Here is a 22635-nt window from a genome sequence, read left to right as displayed (position 1 = left end):
CACTACTCACTATCCGTTGCCGTTATGGTTATTGTTTCCATTCTGATTTTGGTTCCCGTTTTGATTCTGGTTACCATTTTGATTTCCGTTTTCACCAGTATACTGATGTTGGTTTTGATGCATATTCTGTTTTGCCAGACCGTTATAATTTTTTTCCGAAAGGTCGATAACTTCTTTACCGGCATCGGTTGACAGCTGTGCATAATGGTCGCAATCCTCGCCACTTTCGTTATAACCGTAATCCAGTAACGAAACCACATCGCCTCCAACTTGAACTTCAACCAGACCTTCAACCATGTATCGGCACATTGCCAGTCGTTTTAACGGAGTGGTAATTATTTTGCTGTAGGTTTCTTCGGTTCCATCGGGCCAAACAATTAACCCGGTAACTTCGCCGGTAATGATCACAACATCATCACTTTGAATTTCTGGTGTATCAAGTCCTTCCAGCCACTGCCAAACACGGTCGGCACTTCTTGTAACGGTGGTTCCGTCAGGATAAACAAAAGTCATTTCCGATTCGAACTTGCGGAATGTACTATCCAGTTTGTCAACTACAACTTCCGAGGTTCCGTAAATCAACATCGAATCAACCGTAAAATCGTTGAAGCTCACAAATCGTGAATAATCCTGGCTATTTCGTGGCGCCGAGATTATCATTACAATTTCTCCACTCAACACTTTGCCATTGTTCAACACGGTGCTATCGCCATAATTCAGCGTAATCGTTAGCGGATAACCTGTATCTCCACCTTCTTCGATAGTTACATCCGGACACTGATTTTCGAAATAACGCAGATTGTTACTCCATCCAAAAAATTTGCCCATTTGCCACCAACGTGTAAGTAGAGGTTCGGCGTTGGCAAAAAATTCAACTTCGTAATTACATTCGGTAACTGCCGCTTCGGCCTGCACTTCGGCCACTGCAATTTCGGCCGATTTTAAGGTCTGTTCATCATTCATCTCAGGAATATCAATACCTTCGTCGGTGTTTGTATTACACGAGAACATGAACATTGCTAATGCAACAACTGAAAATCCAATAATTTTTTTCATGACATTATATTTTAATGATTATTTCTAACTCTAATCCGCACCAGAATCCCCACACCCTAATCTTTTGCGCACTTTTTTCAGAATTATTTTTGATCATTAGCTCAATCTTCTGACAAACAATATTTTGTGTTAGCTATTTTTTTATTGGCTTTATGAAAATCCTTTGTTGAAAGCATTCAAATTGTTTACTTTTGGCTGCTCAAATCAGTTTAGAATATGAAGGCAGGTGTAGTTCTAGTTTTAGGTTTTATTCTTTTATTTCATGGTGGCCAAACTCAGGCCCAAAACAATGAACCGCTTAATAGCGATAAACCCAAAGTAGTAATTGGTATTGTTGTTGAAAACATGCGCCCCGATTACATTCAACGTTATTGGGACAAATTTCAGCCCAACGGATTTAAAAAAATCTATACACAGGGGGCAGTTTGCCAGAATGTAAAACTTACGCTGCACGAACAAAACTACGCCAGCGGAACAGCAACACTTTTTACCGGAGTTCATCCGTCAATTCACGGAATTGTTTCGAATACATGGTACGACCGCCTGAAAAAAAAGGAAATTGACAGCACCGAAGACGATTACTATTTTACGGTTGGTGCCGATACCAAAGCCGGTGCCGCATCGCCTCAGAATCTGCTATCGACAACACTTACGGATAATTTGAAAATATTAAGCGGAGGAAAAGCTAAAATATTTAGCGCTGCTTTAAACCGCGAATCGGCGATTTTTGCTGCCGGCCATGCTGCCGACGGAGCTTACTGGTTCGACACCGAATCGGGAAGAATGATCTCGAGCTCGTTTTATGTAAGTACATTCCCGGACTGGGTGCGTTTGTTCAACAGCGAAAATTATGCTGATATTTATAGTCACCGCACCTGGACAACGCTGCTTCCGGAAACCGAATACACTGAAAGCCTGCGCGACGACTACCTGCTCGAGCGTGGTTATTTTGGAGAGTTTAATACTTATCCGCATTCCATAAACAAATACATTAGCCGCACCAACGATTTCAGACCGTTTAAAACAACGCCTTCGGCCAATATGATGATAAAGGATTTTACCCTGCGTTTGTTGGAAAACGAGGAAATTGGAACGGATAACGTAACCGATTTTGTTACGGCAGTATTTTCAAGTATGGATTATGAAAATGGTTCATTCGGTCCGGCATCGCTCGAAATGGAAGATACTTACCTGTATCTCGATCAGTACATTGGCGAATTGATTGATGCCGCCGAACAGAAATTCGGAAAAGACAATGTACTGTTTTTCCTTACGGCAAACACATCAGCTTCGTACCCAGTTGAGTACCTGAAAGAGGAATTTCACCTAACGGTTGATTATTTTAATGTGGAGAGTGCCATCGCGCTGCTAACTTCTTATCTGAATATTACCTACGGCGAGGAGAAATGGATCGAACATTATTCCAATCTTCAGTTGTATCTCGATCACGATATTATTAGCAATAACGATAATGTAACCTTGAATGAATTGCGCGAGGTTTCGTCAAATTTCATTAACCAGTTTACCGGGGTGCAGGTATCGATGCCCGCTTTCCAGTTGGAACAGGGAAGTTCGGCAAACGGATTGTTCGAACCACTGTATAATACTTACCACAAAAACCGCTCGGGCGATTTTATTTACACTTTAAAAGAAGGCTGGCAACCCGGTTATAAATACAAACGCGCCAACTACACCGATCAATCGCGGATTCCGATCGTAATCTGGGGAAAAGGAATAAAAGCACAAACAATTAGCACAACGCACAACGCTGTTGACCTGGTACCAACACTGGCCGAATTAATATCAGTGCCGTTACCCGATAAGTGCCAGGGAAAAATTATTAAAGAAATTGTGGAAAGAAAATGAAAATAACTGTCGGCGATATAAATCGCTAGAATAGTTTTAATCCCTTTCGATCGTTCTTCTTCTCAGGTTTTAGCTCTGCATGTACCTGATCGTTCTTCTTCTGTCGGTTTTTGCTGCTCAACAGCGGCTGAAGACTAACTACCAATGTTGTGTCGGAAACTGCTTCAACATGGTGCGAAACCGATTTAAATCCACCGTTTGTAATGGATAAATCAATATCGCCCTCATCGAGAATTAGCTTATAAAATCCATTCTGATTGGTAATTGTTCCGATTCCCGAATTCTTTTCAAAAATACTTACATTTTCCATTGCTTTTCCGTTGGAACCATTATTAACATAACCTGTTATGGTTACTATTTGGGCCCAACTCATGCCGGGAATAATTAATAATAGCAATGCGAAATGGGTGATTAATACTGTTTTCATTTTAATGAACTTGTTAAATTGTTATATGGCTCTATAAAATTAGACAAAAAAGACCATAAAAAGGTTGCTTCATCCTTTAATTTTCTTTAAATAAATTGTTAACGAATCTCAAATCGTAGCAGTAAAAAATTATCCTTATTTAGACTACATTGCATTCTTCACCCTTTTGAACCGTTTATAGAACACATTTATACATGACAAATATTAGGATATCCGATCTATTTAAAATCGGATTTAATTACGATTTATGTTTTCTGCTGAATAACATCATGTTATGAAACAAAAGCACTATTTTTTTTTGAGATTACTACTTACATTTGTTTATAATAAAATAAAGAATTATTTCTTTATTCAATACGACAACTAGCAACTGATCTTGCCTTAGCCGGCGCTCTATTTAACAATAACAACTAAAAACCAATTTTAAAAACTAAAACTTGCCTCATGGATCCAATCCAAACGTTAGTTAAAGACCTGGCGGAGAAACATGGTCGAAGCCGGGAGAGTGTTTTACCCATTTTACAAGGAGTGGTTGAACAGGAAAAATTCCTTTCGGAACGTTCGATGATCGAGATCGCCCGGGAAATTGATATTCCGGCTGCCGACGTGTACGGAACTGCCACCTTTTATTCATTCCTTGAAACCAAACCTACCGGAAAGTTCATTATTCGTGTGTGCAAAACCATTACCTGTGCCATGAAAGGCAAAAACCAGATTTTGTTTGCCATACAAGACATGCTGAAAATTAGTTTAGGGGAAACCACCCCCGACAAACAATTCACGCTGCTTGAAACCAACTGCCTGGGCTGGTGTCATAAGGCACCGGCAATGCTGATAAACGATGAAATTTATACCGAGCTCACGCCAGAAAAAGTGCGGGAGATTTTAACGGGTTATATGAAAGTAAATGTGAATCACTAAACCGGCAATTATGGCAACTTCAAATCAATTAAAACGTGTAGATTTCATTTTCAGAAATGAAAACGACTGGGAAAAAATTCTCTCATCAACACTAAAAAAGAAACCACAAGATCTTATCAACGAGCTGATCAGTTCGGAGTTAAAAGGACGCGGTGGAGCCGGTTTCCCGACCGGACTAAAATGGAAACTTACCGCCGAATCAAAAGAAAAAGAAAAATACGTAATCTGTAATGCCGACGAAGGCGAACCCGGCACTTTTAAAGACCGCGAGATTTTATCGCGCGTACCGTACAAAGTACTTACCGCCATGGCCATCTGCGGTTATATTACGGGAGCCAAAAGAGGTTATATCTACCTGCGGGGCGAATATAAATTTCTGTTGCCCGAATTAAACAAAGTCATCGACGAGTTCGACTACTACTGCAAAGAAACGGATCTCGATTTCAAAATATCGATTTTTATGGGCAGCGGTGCCTACATTTGCGGCGAAGAAACGGCTTTGATGGAATCGATGGAAGGCAAACGTGGCGAGCCGCGTAACAAACCTCCATTTCCCACGCAGTCCGGTTTCAAGGGAAAACCTACCGTAATCAACAATGTGGAGACGTTGGTGCACACTTTCACTATTTTTAAATACGGTGCAAAAAAATTCTACGATTTGGGTGTTCAGTACTCACGTGGCACCAAGTTGTTCTCGGTATCGGGCGATACACCAAAACCGGGTATTTACGAGTTGGAACTGGGAATGAGTTTGCAGGATTTTGTTTACGAATTTGGCGATGGCGATACCAAAGCGGTGCAGGTTGGCGGAGCTTCAGGCTTTCTTGTTCCGCGCAAAAAATTTAAAGATGCTGCCATTGGATTTAAAGGCAAACTTACGGGCATTTCGCTGCCCACCGGAGGCTCGATGATGCTTTTTAATAGTTCGCGCTCGATGTTTAATGTGCTCGATAATTACCTCGAATTTTTCCGCGAAGAATCGTGTGGCCAGTGTACACCGTGCCGCGTTGGATGCCAGCAATTGCTGCTGGGCATTAAAGCGGTGAAACGAGGTGAAAAACCTGCTTCCTACCTCGACAAACTATTGCGTCTTACCGAAACGATGCAATACACGGCTAAGTGTGGATTGGGGCAATCGGTGGCCAATTCGTTCTCGTCGATTGTAGAGAACTTTAGAGAAGAGATGATTTATTAATAAACCGGAAAAAGAAAGATTATGAGCAAAAAAGTAAACATCACCATAAACGGTTTTCCGGTTGAGATTACAACAGGAAAAACCATTCTGGAAGCAGCAGAAGAACAAGGAATTACCATTCCAACACTTTGTCATCATAAAGATTTGTGCGTTGCCGGAAACTGCCGCGTTTGTGTGGTTGAGGTAGCCGGGCAAAACCGATTGTCGGCGGCCTGTGCAACACCGTGCGAAGAAGGTATGGAAATCCTTACCAATAGTTTAAAAGTTCGTAATTCGCGCAAACAAATCATTGAACTGCTGTTGGCCGAGCATAATGCCGATTGTACCAAATGTTACCGAAACGGAAACTGCGAACTGCAAACACTTGCTTCGGAGTATAAAATTATGACCCAGGATTTTATCGAACTGGTTCCCTTAAAACATTTCTCGATCGATGCTTATTCGCCGTCGATAATTAAAGACGACAGCAAATGTATTCGCTGCCAGCGTTGTGTGCGAACCTGCGCCGGATTACAGGGCGTAAATGCGCTTACTGTGGCGCACAAAGGCGATAAAATGAAGATCACAACCTTCTTCGAAAAAGCCATGCGCGACGTGGTTTGTACCAACTGCGGACAATGTGTAAACCACTGTCCTACCGGAGCGCTGGTTGAGAAAAACTACATTGAAGAAGTTTGGGAAGCCATTGCCAATCCGAACAAACATGTTGTGGTGCAAACAGCGCCTGCCGTGCGTGTGGGATTAGGCGAAGAGCTGGGAATGAAACCCGGGAAAAGCATAACCGGCAAAATGGTGGCCGCTTTAAAACGTTTGGGATTCGATTCGGTCCTTGACACTGACTTTACCGCCGACCTTACCATTATTGAAGAAGGAACCGAACTACTTACCCGCCTGAAAAAAGCGTTAGTCGATAAAGATGAATCGGTTTCGTTGCCAATGGCAACATCGTGCTCGCCGGGATGGATTAAATACATTGAACACATGTTCCCGGAACATTTGAAAAACCTGTCGACCTGCAAATCGCCGCAACAAATGTTCGGAGCGCTGGTAAAAACCTATTACGCCAATGCTCGAAATATTAAACCGGAGGACATTGTTTCGGTTTCGATAATGCCGTGTACCGCTAAAAAATATGAAGCCTTCCGGCCGGAAATGCACGATAGTGGCTACCGCGATGTCGACTATGTTTTAACTACGCGCGAGCTGGCGATCCTTATTAAACAGGCCGGTTTGGATTTCAATAAACTGGAGCCGGCAAAATACGATCGTTTAATGGGAGAATCATCGGGAGCTGCAGTAATTTTCGGAGCTACCGGCGGCGTTATGGAAGCCGCTTTGCGTACTGCCTACGAGATTGTTACCGGCCGTGAGGTTCCGTTTGAGAATCTGAATATTACTCCGGTACGGGGAAGCGATGGTATTCGCGAAGCAACCATAAAAATTGAAAATCCGGTTGAAGAGTGGGCATTTCTAGATGGTGTTGAACTAAAATGCGCCATTGCTCACGGATTGATAAATGCCAAATCTGTTATGGAATCAGTGCGTGCCGGAACTGCCGATTATCATTTTGTTGAATTTATGGCTTGCCCGGGCGGTTGCCTCGGTGGTGGTGGACAGCCAATTCCTACCAATCCGGAAATCCGGCAGAAACGCGCCGAGGCGATTTACGCCGAAGACGAAGGATTGCCGATTCGTAAATCGCACGAGAATCATGAAATTACGAAGTTGTACAAAGATTTCCTGAAAGAACCACTTGGTGAAGTATCGCATCATTTATTGCATACAAAATATACGAAACGCGAAAGGTATTAACCTGCTAACCTAACTTACAGTAAAATCCGGTATCTTTGGTACCGGATTTTTTATGGCACAATTTACCCGATATATGGATTCTCCGGTTGGCTGGCTCAAACTTCAGTCGACAGAAACGGATTTAACGGCCATCTATTTTGATGCTGAAAAAACTAAGGATTCAGATATTCAACCAACAATTTTAAAAGAGACGGAAAGTCAACTACATGAATATTTTGCCGGCGAACGAAAAGAGTTCAACCTGCAATTGGCTCCTGAGGGGACAGAATTTCAACAAAAGATTTGGCAACTGGTGCAAAAAGTAGATTTTGGGGCAACGGCCAGCTACCTCGATATTGCCATTCAATCCGGGTCGGAAAAGAATACGCGAGCAGTTGGGCTGGCCAACGGAAAAAATCCAATTCCGATCATAATTCCTTGTCATCGTATTGTTGGAAGCTCAGGAAAACTTACCGGTTATGCCGGTGGTTTACACCGCAAACGCTGGCTACTAAATCATGAACTTTCGCACACGCCTTCTACTACCCGATTATTCTAACTGAGGGAATATTGTCCCAAAATGAAGTACTCCTTCAGCATTATAAAAATGCTACACCTCTGAATACTTGCACATTAAAGATTGTGGTATACTGTTTGCACATTTCTTATCGAAATCAGGAAGATAAAAAATAAGGAAACTGATAAAGTTAACCTTAAGAAATGGAGCTCAATTTTGGGTTCCATTTTCTTTTGATGGAAGTCTGAGATATCTTATATTCACACAAAAAATTTTATGCATAAAAAGTTAAGCCTCGTTGTTCTGTTGTTCTTCCTGGTTGGCATTTCGATTGCCCAGGAGCGATATACAGCCGACTTGTTTGATGAAATACGGGTAGAAACAGCTACTTACGCGACCAAGGATGGCGAAAATCTGGACATGGATATTTACCTTCCGCAAAACGATTACGAGCAGGAACGTGCCACGATTATTTATGTGCACGGCGGCGGTTTTAGCGGTGGCGAAAGAGACGGAGAGAATATTAAAACATTTTGCACCCGACTGGCTAATTACGGTTATGTGGTGGCTTCCATTTCGTACCGTTTAACGCGCAAAGGAAAACCAGAAGGTTTTGGTTGCGATTGCCCTGCTACCGAAAAACTGAACACCATTTATGCCGCCAATGAAGATTTACTGGATGCCGCTTATTTTCTTATCGAGAACCGTCATCAGTATGCCATTAATCCACAACAGATTATTCTGTCGGGAAGTAGTGCAGGAGCCGAAGCTGCGTTGTACACCGCTTACCAGCCTCCTTATTGTTATGGTTTGGACTCGGGTCCGGTTTCATTTGTAGGTGTAATTGGCATGGCCGGAGCCATTCCCGATACCACGGCGTTGTACGATGAATCGGCAATCCCATCGCTGTTATTCCACGGAACAGATGATAACCTTGTGCCTTACGGAACTGCTCCGCATCATTATTGCGATGAGGATGCCAAAGGTTACTGGTTGTTGCACGGATCGTACACTATTGCAGAAAAAATGGAGCAATTGGACGCTCCTTACTGGTTGCACACAACTTGCGGCGCCGGTCACGAAATAAACATCACACCGATTACGGATTATTTCGATGAGATTATTGAATTTTGTAAGGATTTTGCCATCGACAAGAAAGATGAGCAACGCGAAACAATCATTGAAGGAAAACAAAACACGGATAAATACACCACTTATAATTTCTGTTCAGAATGAAACGATTAATTTTAGGACTACTTTTAATCTTCCCAACAATATTATTTGCACAGCAAATGAATGTAATGACCTTTAATATCCGAATGAATACGGCTAGCGATGGCGTGAATGCCTGGCCAAACCGTATTGAAATGGTGAATGGCTTATTGCATTTTTACGATCCCGATGTTTTTGGTTTACAGGAAGCCTTATACGGTCAGCTTTTAGACATTGAAAAAGGTTTGCCCGAATACAAATGGTTTGGCGTTGGCCGCGACGATGGTGATAAAGCCGGCGAATTTATGCCAATCTTCTACAATCCGAAAAAATTGATTCTGGAAGAAAAAGGACACTTCTGGTTATCGGAAAATTGCGAAGAACCGGGACTGGGTTGGGATGCAGCCTGTAACCGAATTGTTACATGGGGAAAATTTAAATCGAAAGTTACCGGAAAGAAATTCTTCGTTTTTAACACCCATTTTGACCACGTGGGTGTGGAAGCCCGAAAAAATTCAGCAAAACTGATTCATGAGAAAATGGAAGAATTTACAGCGGGATCGGGTTTGCCGGTAATTTTAACAGGCGATTTTAACTTAAGACCGGATTCAGAACCAATAGCACTGATAAAAGGTTACATGAGCGACAGCCGCGAAGTTACCAAGGAAGCACCGTACGGACCTGTTGGAACTTACAACGGTTTTAAACCGGGCAGCGAAGGCGATAACCGCATCGATTACATTTTTGTGAACAACAAAATTAAGGTGCTGGAATACGCAGCCATCAGCGATACCAAAGAAGGCCGGTCGCCGTCTGACCATTTACCGGTTTTTGTGCAACTGCAGTTGAAATAAGAACCGTTCTCGCAGATTACGCTGATTTTCGCAGATAGGTCTCCTACAAGATTCTGCGTAATCCGCGTAATCTGAAAGAAATGTTTTCAATCTGAATTATCCAACTCAAAGATTTCATTCACCGGCTTTTCAAATATTTTCGAGATTTTTAGGGCTAAAACTGTTGACGGCACATACCTACCCTTTTCGATCGAATTAATGGTTTGGCGCGAAACACCAATTAATTTTGCCAGATCGTCTTGTGTGAGGTTTTTAATTGCACGTTCTATTTTAAGCCTATTCTGCACTTCGTATTTTTGATTTTGTAACGTAATAACTCACTAAGTATATTCCTAAAATAGTTCCCAGTAATGTGTCCGCTGAAAGTTGACTAAAACCATCTGAAACCCTATTTTCCATCCAGGTTAGAAAAAAGAATCCTACAATCCCTGCCACAAAACTACGATAAAATGATTTTAGCCTTATAAGGTTTGACATTTCGTCTTCAACCTTGTCTCTCGAAAAACAGATAACAGACAATCCAAAATTTACATATATCATTCCCAAATGGTTAGTCCCATCAACCAATAAGCGTTGAAAAATCCATGGCAAAGAAACCGAACAGAGAATAATTACCAATCCAATAAATTTAAACCATCGCGGAAGTAATTTGAGTTTCTTAAACACCGCCTCTTCATTCTTTTCTTTAAAAAGCAATGAAAATAGTCCGAGAGAGAGAATGAAAACTACGAACAATAGTGTTTGTAATAGTTTTGTATCCATAATTAATTCTGATTTTTAAGTGATCGGTATTTTGTGAAATGGAAGTAACCAAGATACACGATTAGGGTCGCATTTAACAACATCATAAACCAGGTAAACGAGTTCTCTGAAAATGAGTTTGGTTCAATAATTTCATAAGCAGAGTAGATTCCGACAAGCATAAACAAGGAAATTACTGAAAGAAACATCGCTTTTGTTCTTGTCTGTTCGGCAAACTCATCTTCATTTTTTTCTTTTGAAAAAGAAATCTGTATCAAACCAAAATACATCCCTGAAAGTAGAAAGGTACTTGTACTGGGATTAAAATCACCTTGATATAAAGAATAACCAAAAACAAAAAGAAGCCACCCGATTCCAACAAATTTCCACCAAAAGGGTAACAATAAAGGGATACGTTCAAAAACATCCATATTACTTTTTGCTACCGGAAGCATTCGTACTAATATCACCAAATAACTAATGATAATGATTGTTCCTAATATTGCATTCATAATTAATTATTTTCTTTTCTCAGTTTATAAAGGGTAAAATAAAAGTAGAGTGTGGCAATTAGCAATCCTCCTCCTATAAATGCCTGAATGATAAAATTACTCCAGTCTCTGTTACCGGAATCATTAATTTGTGAAGCCCCTAATGCACAACACATGGCAACAAAACCTACAAACGAATAGGAAAAGGCTTTAAACCTAACTTGTTCCGAGAATTCATCTTCTGTCTTTTGTTTCGAGAAGAACACTAAGAATAATGCAAGGTTAAAAACTGAAATTATCATTTCATTCTTGTTTACTATTGAGTTTTGAAAAATGAATATTGCCAATAAAGCAACAACCGCAAAGATTAAGGCCGCCGGTTTAAACCAGTGAGGTAACAATCGAAATTTACGCTCATATAAATCAAAATTTAAAGCGGAGGATGGAATGATGTAATAAAGTAATCCGATGTAAATACAAAAAACGATTATGCTGTAGGCTTCCATAATTATAAGATTAATCGTTACTGTTATTTGAGGCAAGCTTCGCGTAATAGAAGTAAAAAAGGTATACCGTCAGAATATAAGTAATAATTATAAGGCCAGAGACTCGTGCTATCCATGGTTGAATATCAAAAATTAAAAATAAATACATTGGGAAAAGGCCTCCAAAAACTGCTATAGTTCCTATAGAACTAACAATTAACGCTTTTAATCTGATTTGATGAATGAACTCATCCTCTATTCTTTCTTTTGAAAAAACAATAAAAAACAATCCAATATTAAGGAAGTAAAATGTTAATTCTTTACTGTATTCATATTTGTTCCAATAAACTATTCCAAATGCAAGAATTAACACACATAAAATTATTCCAATCCACTTAAATAGATAAGGAAAAAACCGAAGTTTCATACTCATTATATCGCTGGCAAAGGCTTTTCGTCGTACCAAGAAACTTGATAATCCCAGATAAAGAAAAAATGCACCTGTGTATATATACTCTTCAATACTCATTAGTGTAAACTTTACTGTTCAATATGACAAACATACTTTACATTTCCTTAAAAGTCAAGTATTCTTTACATTTTTTACAACATCTTTATGCCCAATAGTATTTCAATCATTTTATCACAAAACATGACTTTTATCTTTCATTCTGCTGTTTGATAATTGATAAGTTTTACATTTCTTAGCGGAATGTTTGAAAATATTGGTGAACTCATTATAAAAATCTCCGATGGCATTTGGGGAGCTCCTATTTTAATTTTGCTACTTGGTGGCGGTTTTTACTTTTTGGTTTATTCGCGTTTGGCACCACTGCGTTACATTGGTCACGCCATTTCCATTTTAACAGGAAAGTATGACGATCCGAACGAAGCAGGTCAATTGCGGCACTACCAGGCACTTTCAACAGCCCTTGCCGGTACGGTAGGAATGGGAAACGTTAGTGGTGTTGCCGTAGCGATTACCATGGGCGGCCCGGGAGCCATCTTCTGGATGTGGGTGTCGGCATTGCTGGGGGTGAGTACCAAATTCTTTACCTGTTCGCTGGCCGTTATGTTCCGCGGAAAAGACGATGCCGGCGAAATTCAGGGTGGCCCCATGTACTACATCACCGAAGGGTTGGGAAAACAGTGGAAGCCCATTGCCGTATTTTTTGCCATTATGGCTATGATCGGTGTTTCGCCACTTTTTCAGGCCAACCAGCTAACACAAATGGTGCGCGATGTGGTTTTGGTTCCCAATGGAATTGAGGGCAACTTTACCTCCAATATTTTAACCGGTGTGGTTATTTCCATTCTTGTGGGATTGGTTGTTATCGGCGGAATTAAACGAATTGGAAAAGTTACCGGCCGCCTGGTGCCAACCATGGTGGTGGTATATACAGTTACCGTTTTATACATTATCTTTTCCAACTCTTCAGAAATTGTTCCTGCGTTTAAAACAATTTTCGAGGATGCATTTACCGGAAATGCTGTTCTTGGCGGATCACTCGGCGCAATTATCATTACCGGTGTTCGTCGTGCTGCATTCTCGAACGAAGCAGGATTGGGAACTGCACCAATGGCACACGGAGCCGCCAAAACCAACGAGCCGATCCGCGAAGGTCTGGTAGCCATGTTGGGACCGATTATCGATACGATTCTTGTTTGTACCATGACCGCCCTGGCGATCATCATCACCAACACATGGCAGGTAAGCAGCGCCGATGGAATTACACTTACCGCTCAGGCTTTTGATGCCAGTATTCCGGTTTACGGAAAATACATTCTGGCTACTTGTGTAATTTTCTTTTCCATGTCAACCATGTTTGCTTTTCCATATTACGGGGTAAAATGCCTCGGTTTTGTTGCCGGAACCAAATACCAGCACATTTACAACTACCTTTTTGTTGCCGTAATTTTACTGGGCGCCGTTGCCAATTTGCGCACGATCATTGGCTTAATCGACATTGCTTTTGCACTGATGGCTTTCCCTACTGTTATTACAACTATGTTGCTTTCGCCACATGTAAAACGAGCAGCTAAAGATTATTTCTCACGGTTAAAACTGGAAAAACTAAGTAGCAAATAATTTTCTTTCCTTTATTTTCAAGGCCTGCAACTCCCTTATGCTGAACAACATTCAATAAGATGATGCTATTTCTGAAATATTATTGTACTATTGTAGTATTACAATGTATTTTTATAACATTATTTCAAGATGATAGATTTCAAATTAGATCCAAAAGCGGGCGTTCCGTTTTACCGACAGATCATCGATCAGATAAAATTCGGTATTGCGACAGGAAAACTTAGTGTGGGAGAACAGCTGCCAACAGTGCGTGCACTTGCTGTAGAGTTGAAGGTAAATCTGAATACCGTTTCAAAAGCCTACAAGGAGCTTGAAATCCAAAACATTCTTGAGACTCATCTCGGGTCGGGAACTTTTATTGGCGATACCGACTTAACTATCACGCCCAAACAAAAACACGACAAATTGCACAGCATTTGCCGCGAATTTCTCACCATCGCATCAAGCTACGGCTTCACCAACGACGACCTCATCGACGAGCTAAAAAATATGAAAAACCACAAAAAACAATAACCTTTAAATTTTTACGTCATGAAATCTGTTTCCAGAAACCTTCGGATATTCAATCCGATTTCCGCCACAATTCTCATTGTATTACTACTCGGCACCGCAACACTTTACTACGTGCAAAATCTTGATCTCATTTTGACAATCGTGCTGGCAGTGGCCTCCTTTTTAATCGCATCGTCGATACACATTGCCGACCAGTGGGAAAAAGCAGTAGTTCTGCGCATGGGAAAATTCACCGGATTACGCGGCCCGGGTCTTTTTATTATTATTCCAATAATTGATAAAGTAGATAGCTACATCGACCAGCGAATCAGAGTAACCGATTTTAAAGCCGAAGAAACATTGACTAAAGATACCGTTCCGGTAAATGTAGATGCCGTGGTTTACTGGACTGTTTGGGACGTCGAAAAAGCCGCATTGGAAGTTCAGGAATATATACGCGCAGTTAGTTATATTGCTCAAACCGGACTGCGTGAAATTATCGGGAAACATGAGTTAGCCGATCTTCTTCAAAACCGCGAAAAAATTGCAGGAGATCTTCAGGTTACACTCGATGAACACACAAATCCCTGGGGAATTACTTGTCAAACGGTAGGAATAAAAGATGTTGTAATTCCGAAAACACTTGCCGATGCAATGAGTAAACAAGCGCAGGCAGAGCGCGAACGCCAGGCCCGAGTAATTCTGGGAACGGCCGAAACCGAAATAGCCGTAAAATTTGAAGAGGCCAGTCGAAAATATGTCAACAATCCGGTGGCACTTCAACTGCGTGGGATGAATATGCTTTTCGAAGGACTCAAGGAAAAAGGATCGATGGTAATCGTTCCCAGCTCAGCACTCGACTCCATGAATCTTGGAGCGATGGGGGGCCTGGTTTCGCTTGCCAAAAGCAATGAACAATAACTAATTTCAACATCAACTAAAACCAAAAACAATGTCAGTAGCCGATTTATTAAAACAAAACTTTATGGATGGAGGTCCGGGGTTTATGACTCTTCATTACCTGATGTGGATTCTGGTAATCATCTTTTCGGTTCGTGCCGTAAAGAATATTCGCTCAACAAAATGCGATTACCGGAAACTGGAAAAACTGAACACTACCATCCTTTTTATCGGAGGACTTGGATTACTTCTTTCCTTACTTTATCGGACAATGGGTATGTATAATGCCTTTTCAGTTCTGGAAACCACTAGCGACATTTCTCCAACACTTGTTGCCGGCGGATTAAAAGCATCACTAGTCGCTCCTTTATACTCATTATTCCTGTTTCTTGTAACGGGCATAATCTGGTTTATTTTCCGACTAAAAATTATTGATAAAAGAAAAGTAACGCAAATGAGTTAACCTGTCGCCCGACAAATAAACAATGTTCAAAAAATCAGGAGAATCTTCTTACATATGGGAAGATTCTTTTTTGTTTTTGTATCTTGATAAAAATTAATCTTATGAACACCAACCCGCAATTTGAACAACTCGAAAAAGCCTTTTTCCACGATGGGCACCAACTGGCCATGAAAGCTGTTGAGGCCAACATGGAGCAGGAAGTATTGCATCAATCTTTAAAAGAAATGTATGCTGCCATCGACAGATTGATTGATTCGTTATTTGTTTATGCCCGGCAGCAAAATCAAAGTATCGATTGTAAACGAGGCTGCAGCTGGTGTTGCCATCAACCGGTTTTTGCGTTGGATTATGAGCTGAATTATTTAAAGGCGTTTATTGAGAAATCTTTTGATGCTGAAACGATTTCCGAAGTAGCCGAAAAAGCAAAACAAAAGCAAGCCAAGCTCGGAAACTTAAAAGGCGATGAATTGATGAATGCCAAATACGCATGCCCTTTATTAAAAGACAAAACCTGCATGGCTTATGATGCGCGACCAATGGCCTGCCGCATTTATCTTTCGTCGGATGTAAAAAGTTGTGTGCACTTTTATAATCAGCCCGATGACAAAACCACCTACCCTGCCCTTTTGGACATGCCGATGCGCCTGGGACGAATGATGAACGAAGGATTTAAATCGGCGCTAAAAACCAATGGTATTGAAGCAAAGGAATTTCGTATTGAAGAGAAACTAATAAAATAAACTGGTTATGGGATTTGGGGGATCGGTTCTTGCAATGATACAGTCGTTACGCGCCAATGCGCGCCCCAAACATCATGCTTATCAAGACTGGGACAAGGGCGAAAAACGAATCTTCAAAAACAAATACAAGCTGGTCTCAAAACAAGTTTCGCCCGAGAAACTTGCCCAATTAAAAGCAAAATACCGAAAGAAAATTGAGCGAGATCAAAAACGTACACAAACCATTACAATTGTTTCATTGATAATTATTATTCCGCTGATAACTTTCGGAATTTTTCAATTTTTCTTTAGCAACAGCCAACGAAATTATCATCCTTATGTTTCCGAAGTAGAGAAGCAAAAAACTGAAATCACAATCGAACAAATCAACTATTTGCTTGACTCCGGTTATGAATGGTTAAATAAAAGTCATTATAAAAACGCGAGATTTCAGTTCAACCGGGTTTTAGAAGTTAATCCCGGTAACAAAGATGCTCTTTTTGGAATGGCAGCCAGCTATATTTACGAGTGCCAGAAAGAGCATACCAATTGCGAAAAAGCCAAGACCTCATTACAGGATTATATCTCAAATTTTGGGAGCGATACGAAAACCGATCATTTAAGTACCATACTCAACAGCAGCAACTAGACTTCCTCAATAGCAATACCTGCCTCTTCAAATTTACTTTCCAGAATTTCGGGAGAAAGTGGTCGGCCATTTCTTGTAAGTACTGAAGTTATGCGGCCTTTTACCATTAGCTTATCATCGGCTTTACGAATTACTTCCTGCAAAAAAACAATTCGTAAACGGCCTTGTTTCCCAATTTTCAGGCGAACTAAAAAATCGTCGCCGGGGCGCAGCGGAAACTTGTATTCCAACTCAGCTTTTATAACCACTGCATCAATTCCTTCGTCGTGCAATTTGGCAAAGTCGAGCCCAACATGGTTCAGAAATTTATGGCGTGTATGTTCCAGGTAATTCTGATAAACAGCGTTATTTACAATGCCTTGAATGTCGCATTCGTAATCGCGCACCTGCATTTCTAATTGAAAGTGATGATTTTCCATTCTTCAAGATTAAGGGCTAAAGCCCGGTGTAACACTTTACTAAAAACCCCGGCTTAAAAGCCAGGGCTATATATTTTTATCAGGCTCCTATTTCACTTCGAAATCAAACAATTTCTTGTTTTCCAGATACCCTTCCAAACGATCGCCAATTGCAACCGGACCAACATTTGCCGGTGTCCCGGTGTAAATCAGATCGCCAATTTTAAGGGTAACGTATTTCGAAATATGAGCGATCAACTCGTCAAAATCAAAGATCATCAAACCCGAGTGAGATTCCTGAACGGTATCACCGTTTATATCCAATCGAAAACCAATGGCCTCCTGATCAGGGAAAATTGATTTTGGCAAGAAGGTATTACTTAATACCGCCGACTTATCAAAAGCTTTTGCTTTTTCCCAGGGCAGTCCTTTTGCTTTGAGTTGCGCCTGCACATCGCGGGCAGTGAAATCAATTCCCAAACCCACCTCATCGTAATAACGGTGCGCAAAACGTTTCTCAATGTTTTTGCCAATACGATTTATCTTGATCACCAATTCAATTTCGTGGTGCACCTCGTTGGTCCAGTCCGGGATATAAAACGGATCGTTATTTCGCAACAAGGCCGTGTCGGGCTTCATAAAAAAGATGGGTTCTTCGGGTACGTCATTTCCCAACTCTTTGGCATGAGCCACGTAATTTCTTCCTATGCAAATTATTTTCATGATAAAAAGCTTTTCAATTTCAATGTCATTTCGAGCAAAGCGAGAAATCTATAACAATGTAGAGAATGAAGTAACAGATTTTTCAGTCTTCCCTCCTTCGAAATGACAAGCTTTACTTACTCATCATTTTTAGTTTCAACTGTGTTAAAACTTTCTTTGTATACAGCGGGAATTCGCTATTTAATATCCAGCCAAAGTAACCGGGTTGCTCTTGCAAAACCTGTTCAACCGGCACTCCTTTGTTCTTTCCAAAATTGAATACTTCAACACCATTTTCGTCGTAAACAATACGGCCTACAAAATCAACGTTCCTATCATACGACGAGAATTCGCTTAACTTATCCACATCGTTTTCAATCGGCGTCGATTTTTTCCCTTTGGCATCTTCATACTCCACATCTTTGTATTTATCGAGCTGCGATTTCAGCACTTCGTAAGTTGCTTTTGTATCGGCCATGGCACTGTGCGCATCGGTTAATTCCTGGTTACAATAGAACTTGTATGCCGCTGCCAATGTTCGCTTTTCCATTTTGTGGAAAATAGCCTGCACATCAATAAATTTGCGCTTTTTAAAATCAACATCCACCTCGGCGCGTAAAAACTCTTCAGCCAGTAACGGAATATCAAAACGGTTGGAATTAAAACCTGCCAGGTCGCATCCTTCCAGAAATTTTGCCAGCGTTTTTGCCACCTCTTTAAAGGTTGGAGCATCTTTCACATCCTCATCGTAAATTCCATGGATCAAAGAAGCCTCAATCGGAATCGGTTGTTCAGGATTTATACGCATCAGTTTTTCTTCCTCGGTGCCGTCAACATTAACTTTTACCAAAGCAATCTCCACAATTCGATCCGTAACAATGTTTATTCCGGTGGTTTCCAGATCTAAAAAAACCAAAGCGTTTTTTAAATGTAACTTCATGGTGGGTATGAATTAAAAAAGGTACCCTAAAACCTGCGTTCCCGGATACCTTTTCGGTTTATCGTCGTAAATTTTTAAACGTTTATCATCATTGGCATCAACAGCATCAACATGTCTTCGTCTTCCTCATTTTCAGCCGGAAGTAACAAACCTGCGCGCGTTGGATCGCTCATTTCAACCTTCACATCGCCGGTTGAAATATTGGTAAGAATTTCCTGCAGGAACGTTGATTTGAAACCAATTTCAATTTCTTCGCCCTCGTATTCGCAATTGATACGTTCAACTGCCGAAATAGAGAAGTCGATATCTTGTGCCGACACCACTAACTGGTTGTCGGAAATATTCAGTTTTACCAGGTTGCTCGCCTGGTTCGAGAATACTGAAACACGTTTTACGGTGTTGAAGAAATTCAGGCGGTCGATGATCATTTTGTTTGGATTGTTTGTAGGAATTACCGAGTTGTAGGTTGGATAATTTCCTTCTACCAAACGACAGATCAGTTTGTAGTTGCTTAACGTAAAAAAGGCGTTTTTATCGTCGAATTCCAGTTTTACATCAAACTCTTCTTTCGGCAGCAGGTTTTTCAATAAACTGGCCGGTTTTTTAGGTAAAATAAACGAAGACTCGAATTCAGCTTTTGCATCCAAACGACGGTAACGTACCAGCTTGTGCGCATCCGATGCAACAAAGCTCATAAAATCAGGCGTTAGCTCCACGTAAATACCATTCATTACCGGGCGCAACTCATCGTCGGCAGTAGCAAACAAAGTTTTTTCAATACCTTTTTGAAGTACAACGTGGCTAACATCGATCGACGAAGCACCTTCCTCATCCAGCTGTGGTTGCTCCGGAAAATCCTCGGCATTTTGTCCCATAATGCTGAATTTACCATTGTCGGAATAAATTTCAACAAGGTACGACTCACCATCGATTTGGAATGTAAGTGGTTGCTCCGGAAATTCTTTCAGCGTATCGGTGATCAACTTGGCCGGAACTGCAACGGCACCTTCGCCTTCAATATTATCCAACTCGAGGCTGGTAATTAAAGTCGACTCCAGATCGGAAGCTGTTATGGTTAACTCTGTTTCGCTTAACTGAAACAAGAAGTTATCGAGAATTGGCATTGTACTTTTACTGCTGATTACCTTACTAATTGCAGAAAGGTGACTCAGTAATTCGGTGCTTGAAACTACAAACTTCATTTATTTCGATTTATTTTTTTGAATTTTCGTCTTATTTACAACTAATCTAAGTATACGAATATACAAACTTTCAGGAATTATCCCTATCGCGCTTGGCTTGATTTTACCCGATTTTATGAACGATTGTATCGGTATTTACGAACAAGGTTGTAAACCAGTGCAAAAACAGTGATCAAAAGCAGTGGCAGCAATACATTCAACCATTTCCAGAAAGCCGCTTCTTCGCGCAGTTTTACTTTATCGAGCAAACGTAATTTTAGCGAGCGGCCCCGCAACTGCATAATTCCCTGCTTATCATCGAGGTACGAAATAGCATTGATCAAAAACTCCTTATTTCCGAAAACCTGCCCCGACACTTCGTCGAAACCAAGTTCCTGAATTTTATGCGGATTGGTAGAATAGTTGACTTTGTTGGTAATCATTCCCCCATCGGCAATCACGATCATTTGTGTGGGCTGACTTTCGGTAATTATGTCGGCTGAAGAATAGCCGTAGTTTTCCACCATCCGGTTTTTGTAGTTCGATGTAAACACGCCTTCCAACAAAACGCCAACCGGAATATCCGACTGCGTAAACAACTCGCGTGCCGGCGGATTATTAATGTTTCCAAGACTCACCGACGACGGTGCTTTTATCCGGCGGGCATAAGGCGATGTACTCAGAATTACCTCTTTTCGGATGGTTGAATTGGCAGAAACCGTATCGAGCGACGAAACAAATTCTGTTTTTACCCAGTTCAGGTTTCGGCTTATCGGGTGATTATCGTTGGGCGTTAGCAACGGCGAATAATACCACGGATGTAAAGTGTAACGTGGCGGATTACCCGGCGCCGCAGTATTTACCCGAATTTGAATACAGTTCACATCCTGCAACAACTCGTAGTTTAAACGAACGCCGTAGCGAAATAACTGGTCGCCAATATTCATATCGTTTGGGAATGAATAGGTTTGAAATCCTTTGCTTAAACTATCCAAACTCACCTGAACCGGATCAACCAGCCACATTAGTTTCCCACCTTTCATCAGGTATTGGTCGATGGCAATTTTAGAGGTCTCCGGAAATTCCTTCTTAGGATTGGCAATCACCAAAATATCAACGTCCGAATCTTTCAGGTCGGCAGCTTCCATCATGTCAATTTCAAAATCGGCAGAAAGTGCCCGTGCTATATCGGCCACTTCGTATTGATTCGCCTCATCGTGTCCTTGCAAAAATGCCAGTACCGATTTTTTCTTTCGCATCAGTTTATGAAATGCATTTACCAATTCGAACTCGATGGTTTCCACCGAATGATTAAAGTTATTTTCGTAACTAGTGTACGGGTTATTTTTTAGGAAATTAACCGCCAGCTCTTTGTTCTGGTAACGAATAATGGCCCCCGGAAATATAAAACGCGAACTCACACCTTGCTCGGTTTTATGCCCGAAATTAATTCGCGGCACACCTCTGTTTACGATGTCGGTAATAAATTCTTCCTGCTTTTCGATGTTCCCGATGCTGTACGGATTAAAAATGCGTACCCGAATCGGCGCCGTACTGTAAGCATTCAGTACGGCAATTTTCTCCAGTACTTCGTTTTGTATTTTTCGTAATCCGGCTTCCAGTTCTCCACTTAAATACAACTCCACTTCCACGGGACCTTCCAATCCGCTTACCATTTGTTTGCTTACATCTGATAAAGAATAACGTTTTTCGGCAGTCAAATCTATGCGGTATAAAAAGTTCGATGAAATCGCAAGTACGAGCAAAACGACAACCGGAATAACCACCGCACGAACTTTTGCCTTTGTTTTTCGGAGTTTTCCTTTTCGCAAGATCAGCGTAGTGCCGTACAAAAACAAAAAGGCCATACCGATAAAATAGAGAATATCGCGCATATCAACCACTCCCCGCGAAATGGAAAGATAATGATCGTTAATGCTTAACCACGAAAAAAGTTGCTCCAGCAAATACGGAACTTCTGCCGACGCCACAAACTCGAAACCGAGGTAAAAAATAAACGACAGCGACATTCCGAAGATGAAGGAAACGATTTGGTTGTCGGTGAGCGACGAGGCAAAAATACCAATGGCCACATAAATAGTTGCCAGGAAAAACAGCCCCATAAACGATCCCCAGGTTGCTCCGGTATCGATGCTCCCAACCGGATTTCCCAGCCAGTAAACTGACAAGAAATACAACAAAGTGGGTAACAACGAGAAAACAACCAGCACCAATCCGGCCAGAAACTTTGCCATTACCAGCTGAAAATCAGCCAGCGGTCGCGTAAGCAGAATTTCGATGGTACCACTGCGTTTTTCGTCGGCAAACATACGCATGGTAATGGCGGGCACCAAAAACAGGTACAACCACGGCGCCAGCGTAAAAAGCCCTTGCAGCGTTGCATAGTTATTATCAGGAATATTGTAATTGCCCGGGAAAATCCACAGAAACAAACCGGTAACCAATAAAAAAACCAGCACGGCCAGGTAACCGATCAGCGATCCGAGGAAAGTTTTTATTTCTTTTTTAAATAAGCTATACACTTC

25 protein-coding genes are annotated in these 22635 nt (G+C 41.2%); 13 read left to right on the top strand and 12 right to left on the bottom strand.

Features of this window, described 5'->3' with window-relative positions; translation table 11 throughout:
* Positions 1-9: 9 nt before the first annotated feature.
* Positions 10-1056, bottom strand: a complete 1047-nt coding sequence (locus QZ576_RS16770; protein ID WP_297099079.1) for a hypothetical protein — start codon at positions 1054-1056, stop codon at positions 10-12.
* A 216-nt stretch (positions 1057-1272) separates the two neighbouring features.
* Between QZ576_RS16770 and QZ576_RS16765 the strand changes: the two genes are divergently transcribed.
* Positions 1273-2922, top strand: coding sequence for an alkaline phosphatase family protein (locus QZ576_RS16765; protein WP_297099077.1), 1650 nt, complete (start codon positions 1273-1275; stop codon positions 2920-2922).
* 25 nt (positions 2923-2947) lie between these two features.
* Here QZ576_RS16765 and QZ576_RS16760 read toward each other — a convergent pair whose 3' ends face one another.
* Positions 2948-3349 (bottom strand): carboxypeptidase-like regulatory domain-containing protein, encoded by a 402-nt coding sequence (locus QZ576_RS16760; RefSeq protein ID WP_297099075.1) that lies wholly within the window; start codon positions 3347-3349, stop codon positions 2948-2950.
* Positions 3350-3793: 444 nt separating this feature from the next.
* Here QZ576_RS16760 and nuoE point away from each other — a divergent pair, with 444 nt between their 5' ends.
* From nuoE to QZ576_RS16730, 6 genes are all read left to right on the top strand, one after another.
* The gene (gene nuoE, locus QZ576_RS16755) at positions 3794-4270 is read left to right on the top strand and encodes an NADH-quinone oxidoreductase subunit NuoE (protein WP_297099073.1); all 477 of its coding nucleotides are present in this window, start codon (positions 3794-3796) and stop codon (positions 4268-4270) included.
* A gap of 10 nt (positions 4271-4280) precedes the next feature.
* Positions 4281-5465: an NADH-ubiquinone oxidoreductase-F iron-sulfur binding region domain-containing protein gene (locus QZ576_RS16750; RefSeq protein WP_297099071.1), complete on the top strand. Its 1185-nt coding sequence runs from the start codon at positions 4281-4283 to the stop codon at positions 5463-5465.
* Positions 5466-5486: 21 nt separating this feature from the next.
* On the top strand, positions 5487-7277 hold the full coding sequence (locus tag QZ576_RS16745) for an NADH-dependent [FeFe] hydrogenase, group A6 (RefSeq protein ID WP_297099069.1): 1791 nt from the start codon (positions 5487-5489) through the stop codon (positions 7275-7277).
* A gap of 52 nt (positions 7278-7329) precedes the next feature.
* Positions 7330-7815, top strand: coding sequence for a methylated-DNA--[protein]-cysteine S-methyltransferase (locus QZ576_RS16740; RefSeq protein WP_297099067.1), 486 nt, complete (start codon positions 7330-7332; stop codon positions 7813-7815).
* A gap of 234 nt (positions 7816-8049) precedes the next feature.
* Positions 8050-9009 carry an alpha/beta hydrolase gene (locus QZ576_RS16735; protein ID WP_297099066.1) on the top strand — a complete coding sequence of 320 codons (960 nt, stop codon included), beginning with the start codon at positions 8050-8052 and terminating at the stop codon, positions 9007-9009.
* The gene (locus QZ576_RS16730) at positions 9006-9839 is read left to right on the top strand and encodes an endonuclease/exonuclease/phosphatase family protein (RefSeq protein WP_297099065.1); all 834 of its coding nucleotides are present in this window, start codon (positions 9006-9008) and stop codon (positions 9837-9839) included. The genes QZ576_RS16735 and QZ576_RS16730 overlap by 4 nt, the downstream gene beginning before the upstream one ends.
* A gap of 86 nt (positions 9840-9925) precedes the next feature.
* Here the strand turns inward: QZ576_RS16730 and QZ576_RS16725 are convergent, their stop codons facing one another.
* The 5 genes from QZ576_RS16725 to QZ576_RS16705 form a co-directional block, all read right to left on the bottom strand.
* A complete protein-coding gene (locus tag QZ576_RS16725; protein ID WP_297099063.1) occupies positions 9926-10126 on the bottom strand; it encodes a helix-turn-helix transcriptional regulator in 201 nt (66 codons plus the stop codon).
* Positions 10116-10601: a hypothetical protein gene (locus QZ576_RS16720; protein ID WP_297099061.1), complete on the bottom strand. Its 486-nt coding sequence runs from the start codon at positions 10599-10601 to the stop codon at positions 10116-10118. Before QZ576_RS16720 ends, QZ576_RS16725 begins: the two co-directional genes overlap by 11 nt.
* 2 nt (positions 10602-10603) lie before the next feature.
* Complete coding sequence (locus QZ576_RS16715) at positions 10604-11092, bottom strand: hypothetical protein (RefSeq protein WP_297099059.1); 489 nt, start codon at positions 11090-11092, stop codon at positions 10604-10606.
* A gap of 2 nt (positions 11093-11094) precedes the next feature.
* The gene (locus tag QZ576_RS16710; RefSeq protein WP_297099057.1) at positions 11095-11373 is read right to left on the bottom strand and encodes a hypothetical protein; all 279 of its coding nucleotides are present in this window, start codon (positions 11371-11373) and stop codon (positions 11095-11097) included.
* A gap of 214 nt (positions 11374-11587) precedes the next feature.
* Entirely contained in the window at positions 11588-12085 is a 498-nt protein-coding gene (locus QZ576_RS16705; RefSeq protein ID WP_297099055.1) for a hypothetical protein, read from the bottom strand.
* Between the two features lie 183 nt (positions 12086-12268).
* Here QZ576_RS16705 and QZ576_RS16700 point away from each other — a divergent pair, with 183 nt between their 5' ends.
* From QZ576_RS16700 to QZ576_RS16675, 6 genes are all read left to right on the top strand, one after another.
* Positions 12269-13645 carry a sodium:alanine symporter family protein gene (locus QZ576_RS16700; RefSeq protein WP_297099052.1) on the top strand — a complete coding sequence of 459 codons (1377 nt, stop codon included), beginning with the start codon at positions 12269-12271 and terminating at the stop codon, positions 13643-13645.
* 129 nt (positions 13646-13774) lie between these two features.
* The gene (locus tag QZ576_RS16695; protein WP_297099050.1) at positions 13775-14158 is read left to right on the top strand and encodes a GntR family transcriptional regulator; all 384 of its coding nucleotides are present in this window, start codon (positions 13775-13777) and stop codon (positions 14156-14158) included.
* Between the two features lie 18 nt (positions 14159-14176).
* Positions 14177-15058, top strand: coding sequence for a slipin family protein (locus QZ576_RS16690; protein WP_297099048.1), 882 nt, complete (start codon positions 14177-14179; stop codon positions 15056-15058).
* A 31-nt stretch (positions 15059-15089) separates the two neighbouring features.
* Complete coding sequence (locus QZ576_RS16685; RefSeq protein ID WP_297099045.1) at positions 15090-15500, top strand: hypothetical protein; 411 nt, start codon at positions 15090-15092, stop codon at positions 15498-15500.
* A gap of 101 nt (positions 15501-15601) precedes the next feature.
* The gene (locus tag QZ576_RS16680) at positions 15602-16240 is read left to right on the top strand and encodes a YkgJ family cysteine cluster protein (RefSeq protein WP_297099043.1); all 639 of its coding nucleotides are present in this window, start codon (positions 15602-15604) and stop codon (positions 16238-16240) included.
* A gap of 7 nt (positions 16241-16247) precedes the next feature.
* Positions 16248-16868: a hypothetical protein gene (locus QZ576_RS16675; RefSeq protein WP_297099041.1), complete on the top strand. Its 621-nt coding sequence runs from the start codon at positions 16248-16250 to the stop codon at positions 16866-16868.
* Here the strand turns inward: QZ576_RS16675 and QZ576_RS16670 are convergent.
* The 5 genes from QZ576_RS16670 to gldG form a co-directional block, all read right to left on the bottom strand.
* Positions 16865-17287: a thioesterase family protein gene (locus tag QZ576_RS16670; RefSeq protein ID WP_297099039.1), complete on the bottom strand. Its 423-nt coding sequence runs from the start codon at positions 17285-17287 to the stop codon at positions 16865-16867. The two genes, QZ576_RS16675 and QZ576_RS16670, sit on opposite strands and share 4 nt — an antisense overlap.
* Before the next feature lie 87 nt (positions 17288-17374).
* Complete coding sequence (locus QZ576_RS16665) at positions 17375-17989, bottom strand: fumarylacetoacetate hydrolase family protein (RefSeq protein ID WP_297099037.1); 615 nt, start codon at positions 17987-17989, stop codon at positions 17375-17377.
* Positions 17990-18101: 112 nt separating this feature from the next.
* Positions 18102-18908 carry a 3'-5' exonuclease gene (locus QZ576_RS16660; RefSeq protein WP_297099035.1) on the bottom strand — a complete coding sequence of 269 codons (807 nt, stop codon included), beginning with the start codon at positions 18906-18908 and terminating at the stop codon, positions 18102-18104.
* Between the two features lie 74 nt (positions 18909-18982).
* Positions 18983-20110 carry a DNA polymerase III subunit beta gene (dnaN, locus tag QZ576_RS16655; RefSeq protein WP_297099033.1) on the bottom strand — a complete coding sequence of 376 codons (1128 nt, stop codon included), beginning with the start codon at positions 20108-20110 and terminating at the stop codon, positions 18983-18985.
* Positions 20111-20223: 113 nt separating this feature from the next.
* Positions 20224-22632 (bottom strand): gliding motility-associated ABC transporter substrate-binding protein GldG, encoded by a 2409-nt coding sequence (gene gldG, locus QZ576_RS16650; protein WP_297099031.1) that lies wholly within the window; start codon positions 22630-22632, stop codon positions 20224-20226.
* Positions 22633-22635 lie beyond the last annotated feature (3 nt).

It is taken from the genome of uncultured Draconibacterium sp., assembly GCF_913060805.1.
Taxonomy (GTDB): domain Bacteria; phylum Bacteroidota; class Bacteroidia; order Bacteroidales; family Prolixibacteraceae; genus Draconibacterium.
The sequence above is the reverse complement of the archived record's forward strand: the minus strand, read 5'-3'. Positions and strand labels throughout refer to the sequence as shown.

What these genes read in the sequence shown, in the direction of transcription:
- QZ576_RS16705 (WP_297099055.1), bottom strand. Translation starts at nt 12,085, where the DNA reads ATGAGTATTGAAGAGTATATATACACAGGTGCATTTTTTCTTTATCTG.
- QZ576_RS16690 (WP_297099048.1), top strand. Translation starts at nt 14,177, where the DNA reads ATGAAATCTGTTTCCAGAAACCTTCGGATATTCAATCCGATTTCCGCC.
- QZ576_RS16665 (WP_297099037.1), bottom strand. Translation starts at nt 17,989, where the DNA reads ATGAAAATAATTTGCATAGGAAGAAATTACGTGGCTCATGCCAAAGAG.
- QZ576_RS16770 (WP_297099079.1), bottom strand. Translation starts at nt 1,056, where the DNA reads ATGAAAAAAATTATTGGATTTTCAGTTGTTGCATTAGCAATGTTCATG.
- QZ576_RS16700 (WP_297099052.1), top strand. Translation starts at nt 12,269, where the DNA reads ATGTTTGAAAATATTGGTGAACTCATTATAAAAATCTCCGATGGCATT.
- QZ576_RS16695 (WP_297099050.1), top strand. Translation starts at nt 13,775, where the DNA reads ATGATAGATTTCAAATTAGATCCAAAAGCGGGCGTTCCGTTTTACCGA.
- QZ576_RS16710 (WP_297099057.1), bottom strand. Translation starts at nt 11,373, where the DNA reads ATGATAATTTCAGTTTTTAACCTTGCATTATTCTTAGTGTTCTTCTCG.
- QZ576_RS16735 (WP_297099066.1), top strand. Translation starts at nt 8,050, where the DNA reads ATGCATAAAAAGTTAAGCCTCGTTGTTCTGTTGTTCTTCCTGGTTGGC.
- QZ576_RS16765 (WP_297099077.1), top strand. Translation starts at nt 1,273, where the DNA reads ATGAAGGCAGGTGTAGTTCTAGTTTTAGGTTTTATTCTTTTATTTCAT.
- QZ576_RS16750 (WP_297099071.1), top strand. Translation starts at nt 4,281, where the DNA reads ATGGCAACTTCAAATCAATTAAAACGTGTAGATTTCATTTTCAGAAAT.
- QZ576_RS16760 (WP_297099075.1), bottom strand. Translation starts at nt 3,349, where the DNA reads ATGAAAACAGTATTAATCACCCATTTCGCATTGCTATTATTAATTATT.
- QZ576_RS16740 (WP_297099067.1), top strand. Translation starts at nt 7,330, where the DNA reads ATGGCACAATTTACCCGATATATGGATTCTCCGGTTGGCTGGCTCAAA.
- dnaN (WP_297099033.1), bottom strand. Translation starts at nt 20,110, where the DNA reads ATGAAGTTTGTAGTTTCAAGCACCGAATTACTGAGTCACCTTTCTGCA.
- QZ576_RS16745 (WP_297099069.1), top strand. Translation starts at nt 5,487, where the DNA reads ATGAGCAAAAAAGTAAACATCACCATAAACGGTTTTCCGGTTGAGATT.
- QZ576_RS16715 (WP_297099059.1), bottom strand. Translation starts at nt 11,092, where the DNA reads ATGAATGCAATATTAGGAACAATCATTATCATTAGTTATTTGGTGATA.
- QZ576_RS16680 (WP_297099043.1), top strand. Translation starts at nt 15,602, where the DNA reads ATGAACACCAACCCGCAATTTGAACAACTCGAAAAAGCCTTTTTCCAC.
- QZ576_RS16685 (WP_297099045.1), top strand. Translation starts at nt 15,090, where the DNA reads ATGTCAGTAGCCGATTTATTAAAACAAAACTTTATGGATGGAGGTCCG.
- QZ576_RS16730 (WP_297099065.1), top strand. Translation starts at nt 9,006, where the DNA reads ATGAAACGATTAATTTTAGGACTACTTTTAATCTTCCCAACAATATTA.
- QZ576_RS16670 (WP_297099039.1), bottom strand. Translation starts at nt 17,287, where the DNA reads ATGGAAAATCATCACTTTCAATTAGAAATGCAGGTGCGCGATTACGAA.
- QZ576_RS16720 (WP_297099061.1), bottom strand. Translation starts at nt 10,601, where the DNA reads ATGGATACAAAACTATTACAAACACTATTGTTCGTAGTTTTCATTCTC.
- nuoE (WP_297099073.1), top strand. Translation starts at nt 3,794, where the DNA reads ATGGATCCAATCCAAACGTTAGTTAAAGACCTGGCGGAGAAACATGGT.
- QZ576_RS16660 (WP_297099035.1), bottom strand. Translation starts at nt 18,908, where the DNA reads ATGAAGTTACATTTAAAAAACGCTTTGGTTTTTTTAGATCTGGAAACC.
- QZ576_RS16675 (WP_297099041.1), top strand. Translation starts at nt 16,248, where the DNA reads ATGGGATTTGGGGGATCGGTTCTTGCAATGATACAGTCGTTACGCGCC.